Below are 24,692 nucleotides of genomic sequence, written 5' to 3' on the forward strand. Positions count from 1 at the left end.
CTTTTCTTTAATTATTATCCAACCGTTTCTGTAATTCGGTTAAATGTTCGCTAATAAAACGATATGTTGTTATGGGGACCAGTTGTCTAATTAACTCTAAGTCTCCAAATCGAATACACTCTCTAACTTTTGTTGCCGAGATAACTTGATGATGATCAATCGCTTTTCTTGGAATAATCTCTACTTCTATTTCTGGTGGCAAATAAGTTAGTAACGCGTTATTATAGCGCTTAGTTATATCAGATAATGGCTCTTCTCCTAAAAATCGTTTGGTAATATGTAAAGTTTTCGCGATATATTCCTTAAACAATAAGGCATCTAACTGTGTTTGATAAGAAATTACCTCTTCTTGATTTTTTAAAAAATAAGAAGGAAAAGTAGCTAAACTAACCATATATTCTCCGCCTTGACATACAATAACGCGTTTCAAGTGTTCAACCCCCTGACACACCAACTGATATCTTTCTTCTGATGTAAACAGCGACTGATTTGCACTTACGACAAAAACATAAACATAGTCACTCTTCTTCAGTGCTTCTTCTACCAGATAAAGATGTCCCTTAGTAAATGGATTGGCATTCATCACTATTGCTGAAATCGTATAATCGCCCTTTACCAAAGGTAGTTGTGATAAAAAGATATTAATCGATTGATCTCCTTTTTCTAAGAAAACTCCATATTCAGTCGTCATGATGTTAGAAAAACCTAAATATTGAAAAGATTTAGCATAATCTAATTTTGTAAAAACCAATACATGAAACACCCCTTGACTAGCTAATACGTTAATAGCATGAGAAACCAACATATTAAACAACTTTCCATTTTCACGATACCTTTCATCAATGACTAAATATTTCAATACATTTGATGCAATAGAAATTGTCGCAATTAATCCTTGATTATCATAAATTCCAAAAGTCTGATCAAGAAGTAAAACATCTTTATCTGTAATAGAAAAGATATCATGGTGATATAACAGACTTTCCCACTGTTGACGTGTCTTTTTATCTTTTAAAAATAGAGTCGTAATTTTTAATGCATCACTCATGATAATCTCTCCTTATACTAACTATCTAAACGAATAAACTCATTAAAAATATGGCGACTGTTACCATCATAGCCCCACCTAAACGTACTGAAACTTGAGCAAATGGCATCAATTCCATACGATCACCCGCTGCTAAAATAGCTAAAGCTCCTGTACCACCTTGTCCACTACAACAAGAAACAGCAATGGCTGTATCAACAGGATACATACCTAACGCTTTTCCAACAAAGTAAGCAGTTAATACGATTGAAAGAACTGTGGCAAAAATGGTAATTAACATAGGAACATGTGTAAAGACTTTAACTAAAGAACCCCAAGGAGTCATTGCAACCCCAACACCAAATAGTAGTGGAGGAGTAATGCCTTTAACAGTAAGAGAGTAAAGTGAATGCCCACCATTTTCAATATCCTTTGGAATCCATCCTAACATTTTAGCAACCATAACAGCGACTAATAATACAATTGGAGCAGGTAAATGAATCACATGATTAACCCAAACACCTAATAGATATAATGTAATAGCAAGAACACCTGTGACTAACATTTTTTCAATATCAACGTCGACTTTTCCACCTTTTAAGTTATCTAAGTGTTCATCATCACCATCAATCAATTGTCCATTACCAGTTAATTCTGGACGTTTTTCACCAAGTTTTTTTAATAATCCAGCAAAAATAACCGCCACTAAACTACCTAACATGACACATGGTAAAATTGAAGCAAAAATATCTGCTTGTTGTGTTGCAATAAGTCCTGCGTATCCAATTGATAAAGGTAATGCTCCCTCACCAACTCCACCAGCCATGATTGGTGCTACTACAAAGAAAAATGCTTCAAACGCTGATAAACCTAGTAACATACCAACTCCTGTTCCAACCAATGCACCAACAATATCACAAATAATCAAGATTAAAATAATTCTAGAACTAGCCTTTAATAATGTCTTACGATTCATTGAACAAATACTACCGACGATTAATAAAGCGATAAAGAAAGATAAAAAGTTATTATTTTTCATAAATGCTGTTACTGTTTCGACAGAAGATTCAGGAAGCCAAGATTTATATACTAAAAAGGATGGCAAGAACGTTACAACTAATACTTTCCCCCCTAATGAGTTTAAAATAGGGATATGCTTTCCAACTTCTTCTAAGATAAAAGAAAATAATGTCATCACACCAATGGCACCCATCATGTCATTTGGCATAATTTTATTCACTGTTAGTAATAAATAAACGACAACTAAAATAAGGTAGATTGGTAATGGGATAAATCCAATTTTTAATTTTGTCACTTTTTCAAAAAAAGGTTGTTGTTGTTTTTCTTCCATTTTTTATTCCTCTTCTCTTTTTAATTAAAAAAATTAACGACAGCTCGTTTAATGGCTGGAACAACTCTTGTTTCAAATACATTTGGAATAAAATAATCCTCAGTTGGATTTTCTACTAAATCAGCTAATGTCTTAGCAACGTGTAATTGTAACTGTTCGTCAACAGATTTAGCTTTCGCTTCTAAAAGTCCTGCAAATAACCCAGGAAAGGCTAATACATTATTCACTTGATTAGGGTAGTCTGAACTTCCAGTCGCAACTAGTTTCGCTCCTCCTTCCTTGGCTTCTTCAGGAGTCACCTCTGGAACAGGGTTAGCTAATGCAAAAATAATCGGATTATCATTCATCGTACGAATCATCTCTTTTGTTAAGAGGTTCCCCGTTGATAACCCAATAAACACATCTTGATCTACAATTGCCTCTGATAAATCACCAGATTCTCTTTTGTTAAATAATGATAATAAGTGCTTCTGATAAGGGTTCAATTGAGCTGATGATTTTGTTAAGATGCCTTCTTTATCCACTAATGTCACATGAGTCACGCCAGCTGCTGCAAGTAACTTAGCTGTTGCAACACCTGATGCCCCAACACCATTTAACACAATCTTTAAATCAGATAATTTTCGGTGACTGGCTTTTGCCGCGTTAATCAGTCCAGCTAATACAACAATGGCTGTTCCTTCTTGATCATCATGATAGACAGGTATATCTAATAGCTCCTTTAACTTGTCTTCTATTTCAAAACATCTTGGAGCTTGAATATCTTCTAAATGTATTCCCGCAAAACTATGAGACATATTTTTAATTGTTTCAACAAATACATCAATTTCTACCTGATCAATTGCCATTGGAATAGCATCAACATTAGCAAACGTTTTATATAAAAGAGATTTACCTTCAACAATGGGCAATCCAGCTTGTGGCCCAACATTTCCAAGACCTAATACAGCAGAACCATCAGAAATGACTGCAACTAACTTTCCACTGATTGTGTATTCTCTAGCCAATTCATTGTGTTTTTCAATGAGTTTACTCAGTTCAGCCACACCTGGCGTATAAGCCTTAGCTAAATCTATGCCGTTTTTTACAGGTAATTCTGATTGTACACTTAAAACACCAATATGTTCATGATGCAATTCTAGAATTTCATTATTCAAAATTCTCAGCTCCTTTTTATATTTTTATAAACACATTATACATTTTATTTTAAAAATTGTAAATAATTATTATAGTTTTTAAAAAATGTAAATAGTTTTGTTTGTTTTTTTAATATTTTCAAAAAAAATAGTCATATACTTTCATTTTTCAGAAAGAATACACTTGAAAAATTTGGTATAATAAAAGAAATAATAAGTCAAGGAGCTTTACTATGGAAAAAAATGATATCAATCAACTCATGATTAATTTAGCAAAAGACTACTATATTGAAGATATTCCCATCACAACTCTGACCAATAAATATGAATTAAGTCGATACAAAATATTAAAATATCTAAATGATGCCAAAGAGCAAGGAATCATTACCATCAACATACAAGCTCCTTATGAGCGAAATTATGAACTAGAGAGATTATTAGGTTCTATGTTTGATACTTCTTTTTTTATCCTCAAAGAAAGTGAAGATCTGACAAACTCCAATTACTATTTTTGGAAATTTTCAGCTGAAATTATCGAAGATTACATCGTCCAAGCAAATGTTGTCTCTCTATCCTGGGGTGATTCCATCTATCAAATTATTGAACAATTTAAACCCGCTATTACCGAAAATTTAGTTTTCACACAATTTGTTGGTGAGATAGGAAAATACCATTCTTTAGCAGGCTCTATGAGATTAGTTCAAAAAGCTGCTTCAAAATTTGAAGCAAATTACTTAACACTCACAGCCCCGCTTTATATCATTAATAACCAAGCAAGAGAACTTCTTGCACTGGAACCTTTACTGCAAAAAACGTTAGTTACGGCAGAAAAATCCGATGTCATTTTAACTGCTGTCGCAACACCTGCTTCTATCACGAGTGTTGATTCATGGAACCAAAATAAACATTTACTTTTTGGTGACTCTTTTAATCAAACATGTGGATTCGCTTATGGTAGACCTTTTGACGGGTACGGAAATATTCTAAATTTAGAAAATGATAAAACATTTGGTCTGTCACTTGAACAAATATTCAAAATACCAAAAAGAGTCTGTGTTAACAATAATAGGTTTAAAACTGGTGCTCTAATTGGCGCATTAAGAGGAAACTTCTTTACCCATATGTTTCTAAATGAGAAAAGTGCGCTTAGTATCCTTGACCAATTAGAACAATAACTACTATGTATTGTGCTATTAATTTTCTTTTGTTGTAAAAAACTTAATTAAAATTCATAAAATATTAAATAATTATTTAATATTTATATTATAACACTTAAATAGATATTTTGTATTTAAAAGTGTTTTTAATTTATAAAAATCTTTCTTTTTAATCTAAATATTATAATAAAGAAATTTATTACGGACAAAAAGCAACAGTTTTTTATAATGACTATAAAAAACTGTTGCTTTTAATATTTATTGATCTATCCATTTTATATACTAAAAAGTTTTAAATTAATTATTGCCATACCTAAAAACTAAAACTTAGCCTTTGTCTGCTAAACATTTATCTTATAAATTCATCACTCACCACACGCCACTCATCTTCCGAGTACGGTGAGCCTTGTTGCAATTTACCATCTTTCGTCACACGGAAAACAGAAGATAATGTTTTATAGGTATGTGCTGGATTCCAAGTATAAAGAGATACTCGAATCATCCCTTCATTATCCGTTTCTGACTGAAGTCCAATATCTTCAAAATTTATTGGCTCAGTAGCTGATGAAGAAAGATAATCTTTCACCCAAGTCTCTGCTTCACTAGTTGTTATTTGTTGAGTTTGCTTAGATATTTTGGGCTTTACTTCAACATTAGTTGTGTCCATATATTTATCTGATATCACTTCCCAACCAGTGACATCACCTTTTCCTAAATAATAACCAGATATTTCTAGTTGTCCATTTTCGTTAACCCTAAACACGCAGTACTTATCCACTTGCTTATTTTCTGGTGGCAACACATCAATGTACACTAGCCGATCCTTTTCATCACTACGTATGGTTAAACGATAATCTTGTAAGTCAGGAAAATTTTCGAAACGTTTTTCCCATACAGCACTTACCCACCGTTTCATCTGATCCATTGTTAAATTCGTTTCATCAAGCATACTCGATTCCGTTGTTGTTTCTATTTTTGTTGAGTCTACTTCTGATGTACTTTGAGACGTTTGTATAGCTGCTACATTAGATGATGGCATTGTTTTTTTAGATTCATTTTTTTTAATACCAATTATCATACCTACAATCATAATTACTAGCAATCCACCAATGAATAATAATCTTTTTTTCCTTTTCTCTGCTTTTTCTAAATCAATAAGCATCTCTTGTAATACTGATTTTATCGTTTCATCCGTTGTATTTGCTATTTCAAATTGAATCATATATTTTTTATTTTTATTATTCTGTTGACTTAACTCTTCCAACAAATGATTTAAGTGCTCTTTACTGTTTACCATGTCATCCTCCAAAACTAAATAATCCTATAAAAAGTATAACATAAAGACAAATTATGTTATTCAAATAATTGTAAAAGTGTTTATTATTTAGTTATTTATTATTAATAAAAGTAAGAGGAAATAATATTCTTATAAAACATAAAAAAGATGATGCAATTAAAAGATTACTCCTAATCGCATGATCTAACAATAAACATCACTATAACCTATTTAAAATAGATTCCTAAAGGTTACTTTTCAAATCCAGATAAATCAATGATATTATCTCCTATAAATACTTTCTTTGCTCGATTAGCAATAGCCTTGGTTGTGACATAATCGATGGTACCACCAACTCCTGCTCCTACTACTGGAACTGCCTTAGTTAAGTTAATAGTTCCTTTTGTTCCGGCTTTTGTAATAAACCGATAGCCTATTTTCTGGTTAATCGCTGTTAATGTTTTCCCTGGTATTTTGTTAATCACATTAAGACTAACTTTATTTGCTACTTGAACGCTACCTTGTTTTAATACATCTGTCATAGCTTTTTTTACCATACAACCATAAACGAATGTCTGAACCTCATCATCATTTAAGTCATATCCTCTTATAATCGCAATTGCTGCAACCATTCGCATTTGAACATACAATACTGACGTAATATTCGCTGGAAGTGTCACTGGCATAGTAATGAACCCACCAAAGCTTGTAACAAATCCATTAAAGGTATTTTTGCTCAATTGATTTTGTATTAATTTATCGATTGCTTTGTCTGTATAGCCATACTTTTTTGTGTAATCTCTAGCTAACTCTTCCACTGGTTTTGAAACTTTTGGGACACCATTCAAGCATTTAGTGTATAAACTATCTAAAATTTGTACTCCTTTATTGGCTTCTTCATTCTTTTCCATGACACACTTCCTTTTCCTATCAGCTCAACCCACTTGCCATTAATTCTGCTTGTTCAACAATTCGTTCAACAGCCATTTTTTGTAAATCGGGTGAATAGCCATATTTTTTTATAACCGTCTGACAGCTAATCGCATCTTTTCACGTGTACTATCTTTGACATTCCAATCAACACTCATATTTTCTTTAATCGTCTTAGTCAATTCATGTGCAATCGCTTTTAACTCATCATCACCAAGTACTTCTTTCAATATCCCCAATATATTTTATTATAAAAAAGATAGATTTTACCACCTCATCCTTCCTAACTATTTTTTAATTCAATATATCTAGATACATCTTTATATATATCATCTAATACCTTACTAATACTTACCTTTAAATCTTTAATTAGGTTATCTCTATTTTCTTCCTCGATAGTTAAATCCTCAATAAATTTTTTACTAACCAATTTTATTTTCCAATTACCAATACTCTTCCATCGCCAATTTGGTTTTAAATTTTCGATTCCTTGTTTTTTAAAAAAATCTTCTAATTCTTTTCTTCTCTCTAAATCTACATCTCCTGTAAAAGCTAATTTAATCTTACCTGATGATTGTTCACTTTTATTATTAATCTCAAATGCGTAAGGTTTATGACAACCCCATCCTCCCGGTTGATCTTCTGGTAATTTAGGAAAAACGTTAGTTAGTTCTTCTAATTCAAAACGAATCAGAGTTTTTCCAGAGAAAGGTGGGTCAAATAATACTTTTCCTTCTTTAGCAAGCTCAGTCAAAGCCTCAACATATAGTTCATTCATTATCGTTAAATTATCAGGTCTATTTTCAAAAATTAAATCTAACGCCTCTTTATGTTCCGAATAAATCCTCTGACAAATTTTTTGTAATTCTTCGTCCATTAATATATCTCTCCTCAACATATCGATATAATCATTGATTATGATATCAACTTTTGATTCGCTTCGTTTTAAAAATTGTCTTCTTTCTAAAATTCTCAATACATCTAAATAAGAAACAATCTTCCATTAATCATTAGATGGTTCAATGCCCTTTGGAGTCAAAAATACAAATATATTCTTATAATCAGGATAGTTTTTCTCTACATAATTTTGATACTTTTTTAATTGGTTTGTTGATTCTGAAGCATCTATTTTATTTTCAATACACACTACTAATTTATTGCTATCTGATACTAACAAAAGGTCAATATTTCCCTTCTCTCTATATATTAACGTATCATTATAATTAGATAATGCCACATCAAAATAAGAAACATCCGTATTCTTTGTCATCCCACTAGTTAAAGATGTTTTCAAAAAATCTTTTATAAAATCGTCAGCATATCCGTGATTTTCTTTTGGATTAAATAAAAAGGATAAAAAATTACTATGTCGTATTTCATTTCTAGATAATTTCAATATACTAAAAATATTAGTGAGATTAATCCACTTATATAATTCATCTTCAATAAAGTCGAGGTCTTCAACTAATGATTGTAACTTTATTTTCATATGACTATGATTTTCCAATTTTTTATCTCCTTTATGATAAGCATATTTAAAACTGTTCCTTTTATTATATATAACTAGTTACACAAAAAAACACCCTCCAGTTTCCTAGAGGGTGCTCTACGTCCGAACAGTTTTAATTCCATTAGAATAAGCTATATTTAATCGTTAATTATTTGTTTTTTAAGTTGTAGAAAGATTTCAAACCTTTGTATTCAGCAACTTCGCCTAATTGGTCTTCAATACGTAATAATTGGTTGTATTTAGCAATACGGTCAGTACGAGAAAGAGAACCAGTTTTGATTTGTCCAGCGTTTGTTGCAACTGCGATGTCAGCAATTGTTGAATCTTCAGTTTCACCAGAACGGTGAGATACAACAGCTGTAAATCCAGCTTCTTTAGCCATTTCGATAGCATCAAATGTTTCTGTTAATGTACCAATTTGGTTAACTTTGATTAAGATTGAGTTACTTACGCCCATTTCAATACCACGAGAAAGGATTTCAGTGTTTGTAACGAATAAATCGTCACCAACTAATTGAACTTTTTCGCCTAAGCGTTCAGTCAATAGTTTCCAACCATCCCAATCGTTTTCATCCATACCATCTTCAATAGTAATGATTGGGTATTTGTTAACTAATTCTTCTAAGTAATCTACTTGTTCAGCAGCAGTACGTTTTGCAGCACCTTCGCCTTCAAATTTAGTATAGTCATATACGCCATTTTCGTAGAATTCTGATGAAGCACAGTCAAATCCAATCATGATGTCTTTTCCTGGTACAAATCCTGCAGCTTTGATTGCTTCTAAGATTGTTTCAACACCGTCTTCAGTTCCTTCAAAACGAGGTGCAAATCCACCTTCATCACCAACAGAAGTTTCTAATCCACGAGATTTTAAGATTTTAGCTAATGCGTGGAATACTTCAGCACCCCAACGTAAAGCTTCTTTAAATGTAGGAGCTCCTACAGGGACAATCATAAATTCTTGGAATGCGATTGGTGCATCAGAGTGAGAACCACCATTAATGATGTTCATCATTGGAGTAGGTAATACTTTAGTATTAAATCCTCCTAAGTAATGGTATAAAGGTACTTCTAAGTAATCAGCTGCAGCGCGAGCACATGCAATTGACACACCTAAAATAGCGTTAGCTCCTAATTTACCTTTGTTTGGAGTTCCATCTAATTCGATCATACGACGGTCAATAGCCATTTGGTCTCTTACGTCATATCCAATTAATTCTTCTGCGATGATGTTATTTACGTTATCAACAGCTTTTAAAACACCTTTACCTAAATAACGAGATTTATCTCCATCACGTAATTCAACAGCTTCGTGTTCACCAGTTGATGCACCAGAAGGCACCATACCGCGACCAAAAGCACCACTTTCTGTGTAAACTTCTACTTCAATAGTTGGGTTACCACGTGAATCTAAGACTTCGCGAGCATAAATATCTGTAATAATTGACATTAACATTTCTCTCCTTTAGGAATATCGTTTTTATAGCTACGGAAGGAATCTTCCATAAACATTGTACCATTTTCACGACTACTTTCAAATAAAAGCACGTGAATTATTTAATTAATGACTCACCTGTCATCTCTTCAGGTTTTTCAATACCTAATAAGTCTAACATTGTAGGAGCCACATCTGCCAAGCGGCCACCATCTCTAAGAGTTACGCCAGCTTTTGTCACAATGACAGGAACTGGAACAGTTGTATGAGCTGTATGTGGGTTTCCTTCTGGTGTTGTCATTGTTTCTGAGTTACCATGGTCAGCAAAAATGATTGCTGCGCCACCTTTAGCGATAATCGCATCTACTACTTTACCTAAACATTCATCCACAGCTTCAATTGCTTTGATTGCTGCTTCTAAAATACCTGAATGACCTACCATATCAGGGTTAGCAAAGTTTAAGATAATCGCATCATGTTTGTCTGCTTTAATATCTGCAAGTAATGCATCTGTGACTTCATAAGCACTCATTTCAGGTTTCAAGTCATATGTTTCAACTTTAGGTGAGTTGATTAAAATACGACTTTCACCTGGAAATTCTTCGTTACGTCCACCATTCATGAAGAATGTTACATGAGGGTATTTTTCAGTTTCAGCAATTCTTAATTGTTTTAAGCCTGCATCTGATAATACTTCCCCTATCACATTTTTCATTTCAATTGGTGGAAATGCTACTTCTGCTACAATGCTTGGATTATATAAAGTCATTGTCACAAATTTAACATTTTCAGGATGATTTTTACGTTCAAAGTGTTTCCACTCTTTATCAGTGAAAGCATTTGATAATTGAATCGCACGATCTGGTCTAAAGTTAAAGAAAATAACAGAGTCATTGTCTTTTACTTGTCCGACTGGTTTGCCGTTTTCTTCAATCACAACTGGCACTAAGAACTCATCATTTACTTTATTGTCATAAGATTCTTGGATAGCTTGTAATGGATCAGTCGCTTTCACGCCGATACCATCAACAATTGCTTCATAAGCTTTTGCTACACGTTCCCAACGTTTATCTCTATCCATTGCATAGAAACGTCCAGAAACTGTCGCAACTTTTCCGTAATCTAATTCTTTCATCACTTTAAGCAATTCTTCCATATAGCCATAAGCTGAAGTTGGTGCTACGTCACGACCATCTAAGAAAGCATGTACGTAAGTTTCTTTTACGCCGCTATCTTTTGCCATTTTTAAAAGGGCATATAAATGGTTTTGATGACTATGAACCCCACCATCAGATAATAGACCAAATAAATGAAGCGCAGAATCATTGTCTAACGCATGTTGAATCCCGTTATTTAGGGCAACATTTGTTTGAAACTCTTTGTCTTCGATTGCTTTGTCGATACGAGTTAAACTTTGATAAACTATACGGCCCGCACCAATATTAGTGTGTCCAACTTCAGAGTTTCCCATTTGACCATCAGGTAATCCTACATCTAAACCAGATGCTTTTAATGTGTTGTGAGGATAGTTATTCCAATAACGATCAAAGTTAGGTGTGTTCGCTTGTGCAACAGCATTACCTGTAACTTCATCACGTTTACCATAACCATCTAATATAATAATTGCTACTGGTGCTTTTTCCATATTAGTTTAATGCCTCCAATAATGCTAAGAATGAATCAGGTTGTAAGCTTGCGCCACCTACAAGTGCGCCGTCAACATTTTCTTTAGCCATGTATTCAGCGATATTTTCAGGTTTAACTGATCCACCATATTGAATACGAACTTTTCCAGCTACGTCATCGGAATAAAGATCTGCCACTGTTTGACGAACAACGCCACAGATATCATCAGCGATTGTTGCATCAGCAGATTTACCAGTTCCAATAGCCCAGATTGGTTCATAAGCAATAACTAAGTTAGATACTTGGTCCGCTGTTAACCCTTCTAATGCTGCTGTAATTTGTCCTTTAATCCATTCAGCAGTTTTACCTGCTTCATAAGTTTCTAAAGATTCACCACAACATACGATTGGCGTCATGTTGTGTGCGATGATTGCTTTTGCTTTTTTATTGATATCTTCGTCTGTTTCGTGGAAATACTCACGACGTTCAGAGTGACCAATAATCACATAGTCAATACCTAAATCTTCTAGAGCTGCTGGAGATGTTTCACCAGTAAATGCTCCATTGTCTTCAAAGTAACAGTTTTGTGCAGCAATTTTTAAATCAGTTCCTTTAGCAATATCAACTAAATCTGTTAAAAATAAAGTTGGTGCGCCAATAACTGAATCCACCACATCGTTACTAGGGATTTTATTTTTTACTGCTTCAGCGAACTCACGAGCTTCTGAAACAGTTTTATTCATTTTCCAGTTTCCTGCAATAATTGGTTTACGCATGTTCTCGACTCCTTATTAGTCTTATTTATCTGAAATAGATTCTACACCTGGTAATTTTTTACCTTCAAGGTATTCAAGTGATGCTCCACCACCTGTTGAGATATGTGTAAATTTATCAGCAAAACCTAATTGGATTGCAGCAGCTGCTGAATCTCCACCACCAATAATAGTAGTAGCATCTTTTAAGTTTGCGATAGCTTCACAGACACCAATTGTCCCTTTAGCAAATGTAGGTAATTCAAAGACTCCCATTGGACCATTCCATACAACTGTTTTAGCACCTTGTAATTCTTTAGTGAATAATTTAATTGTTTTTGGACCAATATCTAATCCTTCTAAGTTATCTGGAATATTATTTTCATGAATTTCAGTTGGCGCATCATTATCGAAGTCTGCTGCACAAACAGTATCCACTGGTAAAATAATTTTTCCAGCTGCTTTTTCAAGTAATTCTTTAGCTAAATCAACTTTATCTGGTTCACAAATTGATTTACCGATATTTTTGCCTTGAGCTTTGTAGAATGTATAAGTCATCCCACCACCAATTAAAATTTTATCAGCTTTCTCAATTAAATTTTCGATAACACCAATTTTATCAGACACTTTTGCTCCACCTAAAATAGCCACAAATGGACGTTTAGGTTCATCAACAGCGCCACCGATAAATTTGATTTCTTTTTCCATTAAGTAACCTGCAGCTGAAGGTAAGTTAGATGCAATACCAACATTTGAAGCATGAGCTCTATGAGCTGTACCAAATGCATCATTTACATAAACATCACCTAAAGAAGCCCAATATTTACCTAATTCTGGATCATTTTTGCTTTCTTTTTTACCATCAATATCTTCAAAGCGAGTGTTTTCAACAACCAACACATCTCCATCTTTCATTTCACTGATAGCTTTTTCAAGTTCAGCTCCACGTGTTTGGGGAACGAAAGAAACTGGTTTGTCTAGTAATTCTGATAGGCGAGCAGCAACTGGTTGTAATGATTTACCTTCTTTATCCTCTTCAGTTTTTACACGACCTAAATGAGAGAAAAGAATTGCTTTTCCACCATGTTCAATAACATAATTAATTGTTGGTAAAGCAGCAATTATACGGTTATCATTTGTAATTTCTCCATCTTTAATAGGGACATTAAAATCAACACGTATTAAGACTTTTTTACCATTTAATTCTAAATCTTCAACTGTTCTTTTTGCCATGCTTGTTGACGCCTCCTTATGAATTAACAAAAAAAGCGAGAAAGCGCGATAGCTTCCCCGCTTCGATAATCTTGATAGGGTGTATTAAATTAAGCTAATGATGCAAAGTATTGTAAAGTACGAACTAATTGAGCAGTGTATGACATTTCGTTATCATACCAAGAAACAGTTTTAACTAATTGTTTGTCGCCAACTGTCATTACTTTAGTTTGAGTTGCATCAAATAATGATCCGTAAGTCATACCAACGATATCAGAAGATACGATTGGGTCGATTGTATAACCGTAAGATTCGTTAGCAGCTTTTTCCATTGCTTCGTTAACTTCTTCAACAGTAACTTGTTTGTCTAAAACTGTTACTAATTCAGTTAAAGAACCAGTTGCAACAGGAACACGTTGAGCAGCTCCGTCTAATTTTCCATTTAATTCTGGAATAACTAAACCAATTGCTTTAGCAGCACCAGTTGTATTAGGTACGATGTTTTCAGCAGCTGCACGGGCACGACGGAAATCACCTTTTGGATGTGGTCCATCTAATGTCATTTGGTCACCAGTGTATGCGTGAATTGTTGTCATTAATCCTTCAACAATACCAAAGTTTTTATTTAAAGCGTCTGCCATTGGAGCAAGACAGTTTGTTGTACATGAAGCTCCAGAAATAACTGTTTCTTTACCAGTTAAGATTTCATGGTTAGTGTTATAAACGATTGTTGGAACGTCATTTCCACCAGGAGCAGAGATAACAACACGTTTAGCACCAGCTTGTAAATGTAATTCTGCTTTTTCTTTAGATGTAAAGAATCCAGTACATTCTAAAACGATGTCTACGCCTAATTCTCCCCATGGTAATTCAGCTGGGTTAGCGTTAGCAGTTACTTTAACTTCTTTTCCGTTTACTTTGAAAAATCCATCATGAACTTCAACGTCACCATTGAAACGTCCTTGAGTTGTATCATATTTTAATAAATGAGCTAACATTTGTGCATCTGTTAAGTCGTTGATTGCTACAACTTCTAATCCTTCAACTTCTTGAATACGGCGGAATGCTAAGCGTCCGATACGTCCAAAACCATTAATACCTACTTTAACTGTCATGTGAGATTTCCTCCTTTAGAAAATCGAAAAAATTTATTTATTTTAAAGAGTCTCCTCTTTTAAAATCTGTTTTGCTGCTCCCTCATCTGTGAGTAACCACGTCTGCTTAGGGGCATTTTTGATGTATGCCTCTATTGCCTTAGCTTTTGTTTTACCACCTGCTACAGCAATAACATACGGTATTTTTTGAAGATCTTTCATTTGAAGACCGATTCGAGGTATTTTATAGACGACCTCTCCGTCTTTATCAAAGAAATACCCGAATGACTCAGCAACAGCTCCATTGTTAGAAAGCATTGCTAAATCACTTGCACTCATATTACGACGTTTTGCCATATGCAGTGCTCGTCCAATACTGTGAATCACAACATTTGATCTAGATATCAACTCTAATACTCGTTGGACGGTAGGCTCGTGAAGTAATAACTCATATGTTTCCGAACTAACTTGCTCTGGAACATACAATACTTTAAACTCACCACCAGTTTGTTCTGCCATTGTGGCACTTATTGAATTAGCTTGAGTTTGAATGGTTTCACCAATTCCTCCTCTTGCTGGAACAAAAATATTATGTCTTTCTGGTGTCTCTAATTTGTACATGCATCGACTAACTGTTGCCATTGTTGTCCCACCCATAACGGCAATAATATTTTCACCATCAGGTAAACGTGTTGAAAGAATATCAGAGATAACCTCGCCAAACTTTTCTAACACTTTGCTTTCAGCATCACTATCGCCAGGCGTAATCAAACACCTCTCAATACCAAGCTTACTTGCTAATTTTTTTTCAAGGACGCGATTGCCCGTTTGCTCTGCCATGACTATTTCTAAATCACTATAAAGACTTAATCCTTTTTCACTAAGCGACATTCCAATTTTAGACACATCAATCAAATTCAATTGTTTTAATACTTCTGTTTCACTTCGAAGTATTCGTTCAGTTAAATTTACCTTTTCAGATAATTTTCTACGTCCAACTGGTTGATTCCAATAAATGTTTCGCATAATACGAAATCGTTGTTCAATCACTTGAATCATGTCAGGAGCAATCTGTTCAATAATATCAAAATCATTGCTCATAGATAATACTCCTCAACTCAAGGGACAATTTCAGTCCAACATAGACTTTTTTTGACCCACGTATTGTATTTTGATAGGGTTGAGTCAAAATAACTTTTATTTTGTCCAACCCTTACACGCTTATAATAACAAGTCTTGGTGAATAATACAAGTCTGATACTCAAACTTTCTCTTAATTATCAAATCTTTTTCGCATAGAAGATGACTGAATTCCTAATTCCTCACGGTATTTAGCGACTGTTCTTCGAGAAATTTGAATATTTTTTTCTTTTAATAAATCAACAATTTTTTGATCAGATAATGGTTTGGCTTTATTTTCTTCTTTAATAATTATTTCAATTAACTGTTTAACATTATTTGTACCAATCACTTCGTTTGAATTTTTTTGTTCTAATCCTGTTGAAAAAAAACTTCTTAGTTCAAATACACCAAAATCTGTTGTTAAATATTTTCCATTAACAGCTCGACTAATAGTTGATTCATGAAGCGATAGTTCCTCTGCCACACTTTTCAACTTCATGGGAGTAAGTGGGTGGTCAGATTCTATAAAGAACGCTGATTGTTTTTTAACAATTTCTTCTCCTACTCGTAAAATTGTATTTCCACGTTGCTCCAATGATTTTTTTAACCATTCAAATTCACTTTTTTTATCATTTAAATATTTTTTGACTTCGTCTCCACCTTGATGAGACATTTTTTCAAAATACGTTGTTTGAAAGCTAATATTTGGCTTTCCTACTTTAGTAGATACAATAGAAATGGAATTATCTGTTCTATCTACTTTGACTTCTAAATCTGGGTAAATAATATTATCTTCGTCTGAATGAAACAGTGATCCTGGATTTGGATGTAATTTTTGAATATAGTCAAAAATTTCTTGAATCGCCACTAATGAAATCCCTAACTTTTTTTCAATCTTTTGCCATTTTCTATTGGCTAATTCATCAAAATATTCTTCCAATACTAAGTAAGCTTGGTTAGGAGCATTGTCATCTCTTTCTATTTGTAACATAAGACATTCTTGTAGATTTCTAGCACCAACACCAGCGGGTTCAAGCATCTGAATAAGTGTCAATGCATCTAGCACTTCTATATAAGTCACTTGCTTTAACTTCATCGCTTCCTCTATTGAAATTGTTAAATACCCATTTGTATCAATAAACTCAACAAGAAATAAACTAAGACTTCTCAACGCTGTATCTCGATAATTCAAATGGATTTGTTCAATCAAATAATGGAACAATGATTGGGTCGTTTCTGGAATCTGATTTATCCAATCCGTTTTTCTATCACTTTTTGACACATCATAATCTTTAGGCACTAAGTATTGATCATCCATCTCGAAAACGGATACATCAATCAGCGGATTCTCTAACATTTTGTCATTTAAAAAAGAAAGTAAGTCTTCTGTACCATACTGCAGTATCTTAATGGATTGTTGTAATTGTTGGGTCATGGCTAATTTTTGAGTCTGAACTTGGCTTTGACCCTGTCTAACATGTTGCGACATTTTCATCAGCTTTTCCTCCTTTTCATCTTGCTATTTATGTTTTTTTTGGTAAACTAATAAAAGTAGATGCGCCCTTAGTGTAGTGGATATCACGCAAGATTCCGGTTCTTGAGACGGGGGTTCGATTCCCTTAGGGCGTGTTACTTTCTTTTTAAAAGAAGTATATCATATTTTATCATACTATTTTGAAGGACGTAGGTCCTTTTTATTTACTTTTTATTCTTTTGACCTTTTTTGACTAAAATGACGCTAAATTCTAGGTAGAATAAAAAGAATATGTTAAAATATGGCTAGTAGCGTTACTATTAGGAGGAATTTATATGAATTTAATACCAACAGTTATCGAACAATCTGCTAGAGGAGAACGTGCCTATGATATTTATTCACGTTTACTTAAAGATCGTATCATTATGTTAAGTGGCCCTATTGACGATAACGTTGCAAATAGTGTCATTGCACAATTATTATTTTTAGATGCCCAAGATCCTGAAAAAGATATTTATCTTTACATCAACTCGCCAGGTGGAAGTGTTTCAGCAGGTCTTGCCATTTATGACACAATGAATTTCGTTAAGTCTGATATTCAAACTATCGTATTAGGTATGGCTGCATCAATGGGAAGTTTCTTATTATCATCTGGAACAAAAGGAAAACGATTTGCTTTACCAAATGCTGAAATTATGATTCATCAGCCGCTTGGAGGAGCACAAGGTCAAGCAACAGAAATTGAAATTGCAGCTCGCCATATTCTGAATACAAGAGAAAGATTAAATAAAATTTTAGCTGAAAATACTGGTCAACCAATTGAAATTATCGAACAAGATACTGATCGAGATAATTTCATGTCAGCTGAAGATGCTAAAAAATATGGCCTCATTGATGAAGTAATGGTAAACAGTGCCGCTTTAAAATAAGGAGATGAATCCTACCTATGACACAAATCGACACATCAAAAGTCACCACTACAAACGGAATAAAGATTGGGCAAAAGGAAGCACCATATACATTAATTGAATTTGTTAATCTTCGTTGTCCATACTGCCGTCAATGGTGGAATGAAAAGTTAGACTTAATAACAGATGAGGTATCTAAACATAATCTTCATTATGTCATCAAACTTTTTAATAAAACATCGCCTAGTCTAATACTGGGTAATGTTATGCATCAGTACGTCCCAATGGATGAACGAGCTCTTGAGATTATTACAAAGATATATGATACTCAAAATGAGTGGGGTCGTTTATATTCTGCTGAAGAGGTAACTCATTTTGCTGAAGAAACTTTAGGACTTGTAAAGCAATCAAATGATGTAGTGTTAGATAGTATTGTAAAAGAAGCAGAACAAGCCTCTATTCGTTTTGTTCCTACTTTAATTATGGGCGATATTGATTTTGACCAAAAGATTTCAAATGATGATTTTTTAGCGTTATTCAATTAAAAAAACGTATCAAGTACGAGTCATCTAACTCTACGCTTGATACGTTTTTTTATTCTATTATATTTTTGATTCAATTAATTAGTCGTTTCTTCTGTCACATAAGGAATAGACACATAAAAAGCTGTTCCTAAATCTACATGGCTTTTTACATTTATCGTACCATGATAATTTTCGATTAATTGTTGTGCAATAGACAGCCCTAATCCATTACCACCAGTATGACGAGCTCTTGCTTTATCTACCCGGTAAAATCGATTAAATACTTTTTCAATCTCCTCTTCTGAAATACCTTCACCAAAATCCTGAATCATCACATCAACCGATTGATAAGACTTCGATGCTGAAATAATCACTTCTTTTCTATCTCTAGAATACTTTACGGCATTGTCCATTAAAATAATTAAAATTTGTTCAAAGTGATTACGATACATTTTAATTTCAACCGAGTGATCTAAATCATCGTCATCTAAATTAAATACAAAATCTGGATATAACATTTGAAAGTTACTAACTGTTGTTTGAATGGTTTCTTTTGCCATACATGTTTCATTTTTATAATGAAAGTCCGATTGTTCTGCACGAGATAAATCAAGCATCTCTTGAACCAAGCTTTTCATACGTGTGATTTCTTGCAACGAGGCACTTAAAGATTCTTCTAACACTTCTGGATCATCTTTTCCCCAACGATTCAATAAATTCATATGCCCTTCAATGACCGCAACAGGCGTTCTCAGCTCATGCGATACATCTTCAACAAACTGTTGCTGTTGGGTAATAAAACGCTCCATACGCTCAATCATGTCGTTAAATGCCATAGCTAAATCATAAATCTCATCATTTGATTTAGGAACAGGCATTCTAAGACCTGTTTTATGAGCTGTTTCAATATTATTTAATGTTTTTACCATTTTTCTTAAAGGACTTGTAAAGTAAGTTGATAAGAGAAAACTCACAATGACACTAACAAGTAATCCACATATACCTATCATAATTAAATTCTGTAATAGTTCTTTTCTAAACTTATAATAAAATCCTAAGTCATAAAAACCTTGTGCGTAACCAATCAGCTTACCAGTTTGATCAGAATGAACTGGTTTTAATAGAACTAATCCAGTCACATACTCATAAGTTTTTATAACCGTTTCTGATTGTGATTCTTTATCAAATGGAACAAAGCGATTTTTTGTTTCAAAAACCAAATCACCCTCAACGTTGTATACTTTTAAATCCATTTCAGGTCTAGATAGTTCTGACATAAAACTATTTAAATTCATCATACTGGATTCTAGTGTATTAACACCATAGTAACTATCTCCCACATATTCGCCAGTTGATTCTTTTAAATAAAAAACAGAGCTATTAAAACTTAGCGATTCTACTCCTCTTGATAAACGAGTGGTAACTTCAGATAACGTTCGATTAAACGTCACCTCTTCTTGTTCGACCATTAATCGTGTACTAATTTGATAAGAGATAATGGCAAAAAGCGTAAACAAAATAGAGATGACCAACGATGTTAGTATCGTCCATTTTAATGTGATAGATTTCCAAGAAAATTTTTGAGGCCAATTCATCTTACTTTTAAATTGATTCATCACGATCTCATTACATACCCAGTTCCACGAACCGTTTGGATATAACTATCTTCTCCTGGAACATCAATTTTATTACGTAAATAACGAATATACACATCAACAACATTTGTTTCAACTTCTATTTCATAGCCCCATACTTTATTTAATAGTACATCTCTAGAAAGCACGACATTAACATTTTCCATCAAAATAAGTAATAACTCATATTCACGTTTAGTTAACTCAATAATTTCATCACCACGGCGAACTACGCGATTTTCCTTTTCAATGGTTAAATTCCGATAAGATAAAGTCGTTTGTTTCGCGACATTTTTATCTCCCTCAATATCAATTCGGCGAAGTAATGCACGTAATCGTGCGAGCAGTTCTTCAATAGCAAACGGTTTTACAATATAATCATCTGCTCCATGGTCTAAACCAGACACACGATCAATCACTGAATCTCTTGCTGTCATCATAATAATAGGCGTATTTTTTACTTGACGAATACGACGACACACCTCTAAACCATTTAATTCAGGTAACATTAAATCAAGTAGAATCGCATCCCACTCTTGTGATAATGCTGCTTCTAAACCAGTACGACCATTATAATGGACCTCTGTCTCATATTTTTCATGCTTTAACTCTAACTCTACAAAACGAGCCAAGTTTTTTTCATCTTCAATAATTAATATTTTATTTGACATAAATACACATGCCTTTCTCATTAAACTAATAGATTTCTTCACAGTCTTAATTATTATAACGATATTTTAATTAAAAATCTATTATAATTATTTCAAAAATTTACTTAAAGTCTTATCTTTACAGGATAGACGGGTCTTATTATAATTTAATTTAACAAAATTAATATGTTAATTGAACTAGAAATCAAATAAAAAAGAGGATTGTCATAGACAACCTCTTTGTTTTTCACTCGAAAACAAATTGATTTTGATATAATTCTGCATAAAATCCTTTTTGAGCTATTAAAGAATCATGTGTACCCGATTCAATGATTTCTCCTTGATTTAATACCACGATAAAATCTGCATCAAGAATTGTCTTTAAGCGATGAGCAATGACAAAACTTGTTCTACCACTAATAATTGTTTCCATTGCTTGTTGAATACGACTTTCTGTCACAGTATCAACATTACTTGTTGCCTCATCTAATATTAATAAATCTGGATTGGTAATAATTGTTCTAGCAATACTGATTAATTGCTTCTGACCAACACTGAAAATACTATTTTCATCACTAACAATTGTATTATATCCATCTTCAAGTGATACAATGAAATCATGAATATTCGCTTGCTTAGCAGCTGAAACAACTTCTTCATCTGTCGCATCTGGCTTTCCAAAAACAATATTTTCACGAATTGTTCCAGAAAAAAGAATAGAATCCTGTAATACAATCCCAATATGAGAACGCAAACTATCTAACGTCACAGCTCTAATATCTCTACCATCAATCGTGATATTACCTGAATTGACATCATAAAATCGATTTAATAAATTCATGACAGTTGTTTTACCAGAACCTGTTGGGCCAACTAAAGCGACCATTTGTCCTTTTTTGGCTTCAATCGAAATATCTTTTAATATAGGTCGATCCTCTTCATAAGAAAAATCAACATGAGACAGCGTGACATTCTTCTCTAATCCTGTTAATTTTTCTACATTTTTATCATCTGGTTCATCTGGTTGAGCAAAGACTTGATTCAATCGTTTCGCTCCTGTAAAAGCTAATTGTAGCATACTAAATTGAGATGATATTTGTGTTAGTGGCATATAAAATTGTTGTGAATACTGGATGAATGTGACAATCAAACCCAAACCTGCTGCTTTTTCAATACTCCCACTATTCACTAACCATCCACCGGCAAAAATAACAATCGCAGTGTTTAATAAAGAAATACCTTGCATCGTTGGAAACAGTAACCCTGAATAAACTTGACCTTTAAAGGTTGCTTCCTTCACTTCATTATTCACTTTTTCAAATCCTTCAATGGTTTCTTCTTCTAGTCCGTTTGTGATAATCACTTTTTGACCAGAAATTTTTTCGTCAATGTAGCCATTCAAACGCCCGATACTTTCTTGTTGAATTCCAACTTTTTTCTCGGCTTGTTTAATAATAACCATCGCAAAAATAATGGCAATAGGAGACATGGCTAGTGTAACCCATGACATTGTCACATTTTCACGAAACATCATAAATGTCACACCAATTAGCATGGATACATTGGTTAATACTTGAATCAACGCTTGGTTCATTGTGTTTGAAATATTATCCAAATCACTCGTAAAACGACTCAATATATCCCCATGCTGATGTGTATCAAAAAAACGAATAGTCATCGTTTGTAGTTTTCTAAATAAGCCAATTCTCATTTTATTTGTAGACTGTCCAGTTACTCGTGACATTAAAATGTTTTGGATAAACATGGAAATAGCATTTAATACATACAATCCAACCAATAACTTGATCACACTAGTAAAAGGTGATTTATCAGCATACCCAACAGATAGGTACGCTCCAGCATACTTGGCTAATTCTTCAATTGCTTTACCGGTATACTGTGGTGCTTTTACTTGCAAGTAAGTCGAGAAAATGATGGCGACAATAATAATAAAAAATTTCACTTTATACACTTTTAGATAATTCCAAAAGAAACTCAATACACTTGGTTTTTCTTTAGTCAATTTCCTCGACCTCCTTTGATTTTTGTGTCTCATAAATTTCTTGGTACACATCACTGGTTTTTAATAACTCTTGATGCGTTCCTTTGGCAACTAGTTTTCCTTCATCTAGCACTAAAATAGTATCAGCTTGCACAACAGATGAAATCTTTTGAGCAATGATAAAAACGGTTGTATCGTTTAACTCATTAGCTAACGCTTCTTTTACGAGTTTTTCACTTTTAGCATCTAGTGCACTGGTGCTGTCGTCTAAAATCAAGACTTTAGGATCACCAATTACTCCTCTAGAAATTGACAAACGTTGTTTCTGACCACCTGAAAAATTTGAGCCTCGTTCTTCCACGCGACTATCAAATCCATCCATTTGTCGTTCAATAAATTCATACGCTTGAGCGATTGACGAAGCACGGTATAACTCTTTTTCATCAGCATTCTTTGCCCCGTGACGAATATTATCTCCTATTGTTCCAGAAAATAAAATAGCACGTTGCAACACAATTGCGATGGATTTTCTTAACTCTTCTTTACTAACGTCTTTAAGATTTGCCCCACCAACATCAATGACACCGTTTGTTGGATCATACATTCTGGCAATCAGTTGTGCGAGTGTTGATTTTCCAGAACCTGTTGCGCCAACAATCCCAACTGACATGCCATTATCCACATGAAACGATACATTTTTTAACGTAGGTGAATCGTCTCCTGCATAAGTAAAGCTTACATCATCAAAAACAACTGACCCTGATTGAATGGGCGTTGATTCATTTTCAGGTAAGTAAGTCAAAGTTGGTTTTGTTTCCAATATGTCGTTTAATCGTTTAATGGATACCATCCCACGACTTGCCATCATCAACATCATTCCACCTATAATGATACTCATCATGATTTGCATTAAATAATTCATAAAGGATACCACGGCACTAATTGCTTCAATATCTGTTTTGGCAATAGTCGCTGTAAAATAAATCGACATAACAATAGCCAAATTTGAAATTAACATAAAACTTGGAATCATAATAGAAAATAAATTTCCAACAGATATCGTGTGTTTGGTTAATTTTTCTGATACAGCTGAAAATTTGCTAATTTGATTTTTTTCTTGTACAAAAGATTTCACTACTCTCATACCTGCTAAGTTTTCCTTAGCTATCCCATTACTTTTTTCAAGATAATGTTGAATTTTAGCAAAATGTCTCCCCATCATACTAAACACAATCATCACTGTTAGCACCACTAACACAACTAATAGTATAATAATCCACCATAATTTTGGTAAAGTCATCATAGCTAAAATAAAACTTCCTATAAACATAATAGGAATTCTAAAGATGCTTTGAAACATCATCATAACGACATTTTGAATTTGGGTAATGTCATTGGTTAAACGAATAACCAAATTACTCGTAGAAAATGTTTCAATATTTTCAAATGAGAACTCTTGTACTTTTTTAAACCCATCTGAACGAATATCAGATGCAACTTCTTGAGAGAGTCTTGCTGAAAAAATCGTATTAAGTATCCCGGCAACTAGACCAAGTAGCGCGACAATAATCAACATTGTTCCAACTTTTTTTAACTCCCCTTGATCTTCAGTCATAATTGAATTCATTATTTTCTGTAATAATTTTGGTTGCCACAATTGCGATGCCACCATGATTACAGTCATAAATAAAGACAATCCGACAAGAGATTTATTTTGTTTTAATTTCGTTATTAAAATCCCCATATTGTCCCTCCTCTTTACTTTCAGAACTTATCATACATCAATAAAAAGATGACAGCTACTATTATGTTTTATTTACTGCCATAAAATAAAAACTACCAAGCCAATTCATTTATGCTTAGTAGTTTTTC

Annotated in this window: 22 protein-coding genes and 1 tRNA gene; 4 read left to right on the forward strand and 19 right to left on the reverse strand. The window is 33.4% G+C overall.

All coding sequences use genetic code 11. The annotated features are described in order from the left end of the window. Nucleotides 1-7 precede the first annotated feature (7 nt). From citC to MN187_RS06085, 3 genes are read right to left on the reverse strand one after another with little or no spacing between them, the layout of a single operon-like run. Entirely contained in the window at nucleotides 8-1,048 is a 1,041-nt protein-coding gene (gene citC, locus MN187_RS06075) for a [citrate (pro-3S)-lyase] ligase (RefSeq protein ID WP_117972941.1), read from the reverse strand. Between the two features lie 25 nt (nucleotides 1,049-1,073). Beyond that, complete coding sequence (locus tag MN187_RS06080) at nucleotides 1,074-2,378, reverse strand: 2-hydroxycarboxylate transporter family protein (protein ID WP_242093593.1); 1,305 nt, start codon at nucleotides 2,376-2,378, stop codon at nucleotides 1,074-1,076. 20 nt (nucleotides 2,379-2,398) lie between these two features. Beyond that, nucleotides 2,399-3,535: an NAD(P)-dependent malic enzyme gene (locus tag MN187_RS06085; protein ID WP_117972943.1), complete on the reverse strand. Its 1,137-nt coding sequence runs from the start codon at nucleotides 3,533-3,535 to the stop codon at nucleotides 2,399-2,401. Between the two features lie 212 nt (nucleotides 3,536-3,747). On the opposite strand from MN187_RS06085, the gene MN187_RS06090 reads away from it, so the two are divergent. Then, a complete protein-coding gene (locus tag MN187_RS06090) occupies nucleotides 3,748-4,689 on the forward strand; it encodes a sugar-binding domain-containing protein (protein ID WP_117972944.1) in 942 nt (313 codons plus the stop codon). Nucleotides 4,690-5,020: 331 nt separating this feature from the next. On the opposite strand, the gene MN187_RS06095 is transcribed toward MN187_RS06090, so the two are convergent. The 12 genes from MN187_RS06095 to rpoN all read right to left on the reverse strand — a co-directional run bounded on the left by MN187_RS06095 (nucleotide 5,021) and on the right by rpoN (nucleotide 17,123). Then, nucleotides 5,021-5,968, reverse strand: a complete 948-nt coding sequence (locus tag MN187_RS06095; RefSeq protein WP_242093595.1) for a hypothetical protein — start codon at nucleotides 5,966-5,968, stop codon at nucleotides 5,021-5,023. A gap of 230 nt (nucleotides 5,969-6,198) precedes the next feature. Then, complete coding sequence (locus tag MN187_RS06100; RefSeq protein WP_117972946.1) at nucleotides 6,199-6,858, reverse strand: EcsC family protein; 660 nt, start codon at nucleotides 6,856-6,858, stop codon at nucleotides 6,199-6,201. Between the two features lie 108 nt (nucleotides 6,859-6,966). After that, nucleotides 6,967-7,107, reverse strand: a complete 141-nt coding sequence (locus tag MN187_RS06105; protein ID WP_242093597.1) for a type I restriction enzyme endonuclease domain-containing protein — start codon at nucleotides 7,105-7,107, stop codon at nucleotides 6,967-6,969. Between the two features lie 53 nt (nucleotides 7,108-7,160). Continuing rightward, on the reverse strand, nucleotides 7,161-7,754 hold the full coding sequence (locus MN187_RS06110; RefSeq protein WP_242093599.1) for a hypothetical protein: 594 nt from the start codon (nucleotides 7,752-7,754) through the stop codon (nucleotides 7,161-7,163). Nucleotides 7,755-7,880: 126 nt separating this feature from the next. After that, entirely contained in the window at nucleotides 7,881-8,384 is a 504-nt protein-coding gene (locus MN187_RS06115; RefSeq protein WP_242093601.1) for a PDDEXK-like family protein, read from the reverse strand. Nucleotides 8,385-8,535: 151 nt separating this feature from the next. Next, nucleotides 8,536-9,837 (reverse strand): surface-displayed alpha-enolase, encoded by a 1,302-nt coding sequence (gene eno / locus MN187_RS06120; RefSeq protein WP_125956685.1) that lies wholly within the window; start codon nucleotides 9,835-9,837, stop codon nucleotides 8,536-8,538. A 103-nt stretch (nucleotides 9,838-9,940) separates the two neighbouring features. Further along, the gene (gpmI, locus tag MN187_RS06125) at nucleotides 9,941-11,467 is read right to left on the reverse strand and encodes a 2,3-bisphosphoglycerate-independent phosphoglycerate mutase (protein ID WP_241699137.1); all 1,527 of its coding nucleotides are present in this window, start codon (nucleotides 11,465-11,467) and stop codon (nucleotides 9,941-9,943) included. Nucleotide 11,468: 1 nt separating this feature from the next. Beyond that, the gene (tpiA, locus tag MN187_RS06130; protein ID WP_242093603.1) at nucleotides 11,469-12,224 is read right to left on the reverse strand and encodes a triose-phosphate isomerase; all 756 of its coding nucleotides are present in this window, start codon (nucleotides 12,222-12,224) and stop codon (nucleotides 11,469-11,471) included. A gap of 21 nt (nucleotides 12,225-12,245) precedes the next feature. Next, nucleotides 12,246-13,433 carry a phosphoglycerate kinase gene (locus tag MN187_RS06135; protein WP_241699138.1) on the reverse strand — a complete coding sequence of 396 codons (1,188 nt, stop codon included), beginning with the start codon at nucleotides 13,431-13,433 and terminating at the stop codon, nucleotides 12,246-12,248. An 89-nt stretch (nucleotides 13,434-13,522) separates the two neighbouring features. Next, nucleotides 13,523-14,527 (reverse strand): type I glyceraldehyde-3-phosphate dehydrogenase, encoded by a 1,005-nt coding sequence (gene gap / locus MN187_RS06140; RefSeq protein ID WP_079348009.1) that lies wholly within the window; start codon nucleotides 14,525-14,527, stop codon nucleotides 13,523-13,525. Nucleotides 14,528-14,569: 42 nt separating this feature from the next. Continuing rightward, the gene (locus tag MN187_RS06145; protein WP_117972955.1) at nucleotides 14,570-15,607 is read right to left on the reverse strand and encodes a sugar-binding transcriptional regulator; all 1,038 of its coding nucleotides are present in this window, start codon (nucleotides 15,605-15,607) and stop codon (nucleotides 14,570-14,572) included. Nucleotides 15,608-15,779: 172 nt separating this feature from the next. Continuing rightward, nucleotides 15,780-17,123: an RNA polymerase factor sigma-54 gene (gene rpoN / locus MN187_RS06150; RefSeq protein WP_242093605.1), complete on the reverse strand. Its 1,344-nt coding sequence runs from the start codon at nucleotides 17,121-17,123 to the stop codon at nucleotides 15,780-15,782. Between the two features lie 62 nt (nucleotides 17,124-17,185). Between rpoN and MN187_RS06155 the strand changes: the two genes are divergently transcribed. From MN187_RS06155 to MN187_RS06165, 3 genes are all read left to right on the forward strand, one after another. Further along, nucleotides 17,186-17,257, forward strand: a tRNA-Arg gene (locus MN187_RS06155). Nucleotides 17,258-17,437: 180 nt separating this feature from the next. Next, complete coding sequence (clpP, locus tag MN187_RS06160) at nucleotides 17,438-18,031, forward strand: ATP-dependent Clp endopeptidase proteolytic subunit ClpP (protein WP_117972957.1); 594 nt, start codon at nucleotides 17,438-17,440, stop codon at nucleotides 18,029-18,031. 17 nt (nucleotides 18,032-18,048) lie between these two features. Continuing rightward, nucleotides 18,049-18,555 carry a thioredoxin domain-containing protein gene (locus MN187_RS06165; RefSeq protein ID WP_117972958.1) on the forward strand — a complete coding sequence of 169 codons (507 nt, stop codon included), beginning with the start codon at nucleotides 18,049-18,051 and terminating at the stop codon, nucleotides 18,553-18,555. Between the two features lie 74 nt (nucleotides 18,556-18,629). On the opposite strand, the gene MN187_RS06170 is transcribed toward MN187_RS06165, so the two are convergent. From MN187_RS06170 to MN187_RS06185, 4 genes are all read right to left on the reverse strand, one after another. Further along, nucleotides 18,630-20,150: a HAMP domain-containing sensor histidine kinase gene (locus MN187_RS06170; protein WP_117972959.1), complete on the reverse strand. Its 1,521-nt coding sequence runs from the start codon at nucleotides 20,148-20,150 to the stop codon at nucleotides 18,630-18,632. Beyond that, nucleotides 20,150-20,839: a response regulator transcription factor gene (locus tag MN187_RS06175; RefSeq protein ID WP_117972960.1), complete on the reverse strand. Its 690-nt coding sequence runs from the start codon at nucleotides 20,837-20,839 to the stop codon at nucleotides 20,150-20,152. Before MN187_RS06175 ends, MN187_RS06170 begins: the two co-directional genes overlap by 1 nt. Before the next feature lie 226 nt (nucleotides 20,840-21,065). Beyond that, entirely contained in the window at nucleotides 21,066-22,841 is a 1,776-nt protein-coding gene (locus tag MN187_RS06180) for an ABC transporter ATP-binding protein (protein WP_305853356.1), read from the reverse strand. Next, a complete protein-coding gene (locus tag MN187_RS06185; RefSeq protein ID WP_242093610.1) occupies nucleotides 22,834-24,564 on the reverse strand; it encodes an ABC transporter ATP-binding protein in 1,731 nt (576 codons plus the stop codon). The genes MN187_RS06180 and MN187_RS06185 overlap by 8 nt, the downstream gene beginning before the upstream one ends. Nucleotides 24,565-24,692 lie beyond the last annotated feature (128 nt).

It is taken from the genome of Vagococcus sp. CY52-2, from assembly GCF_022655055.1.
Lineage (GTDB): Bacteria > Bacillota > Bacilli > Lactobacillales > Vagococcaceae > Vagococcus.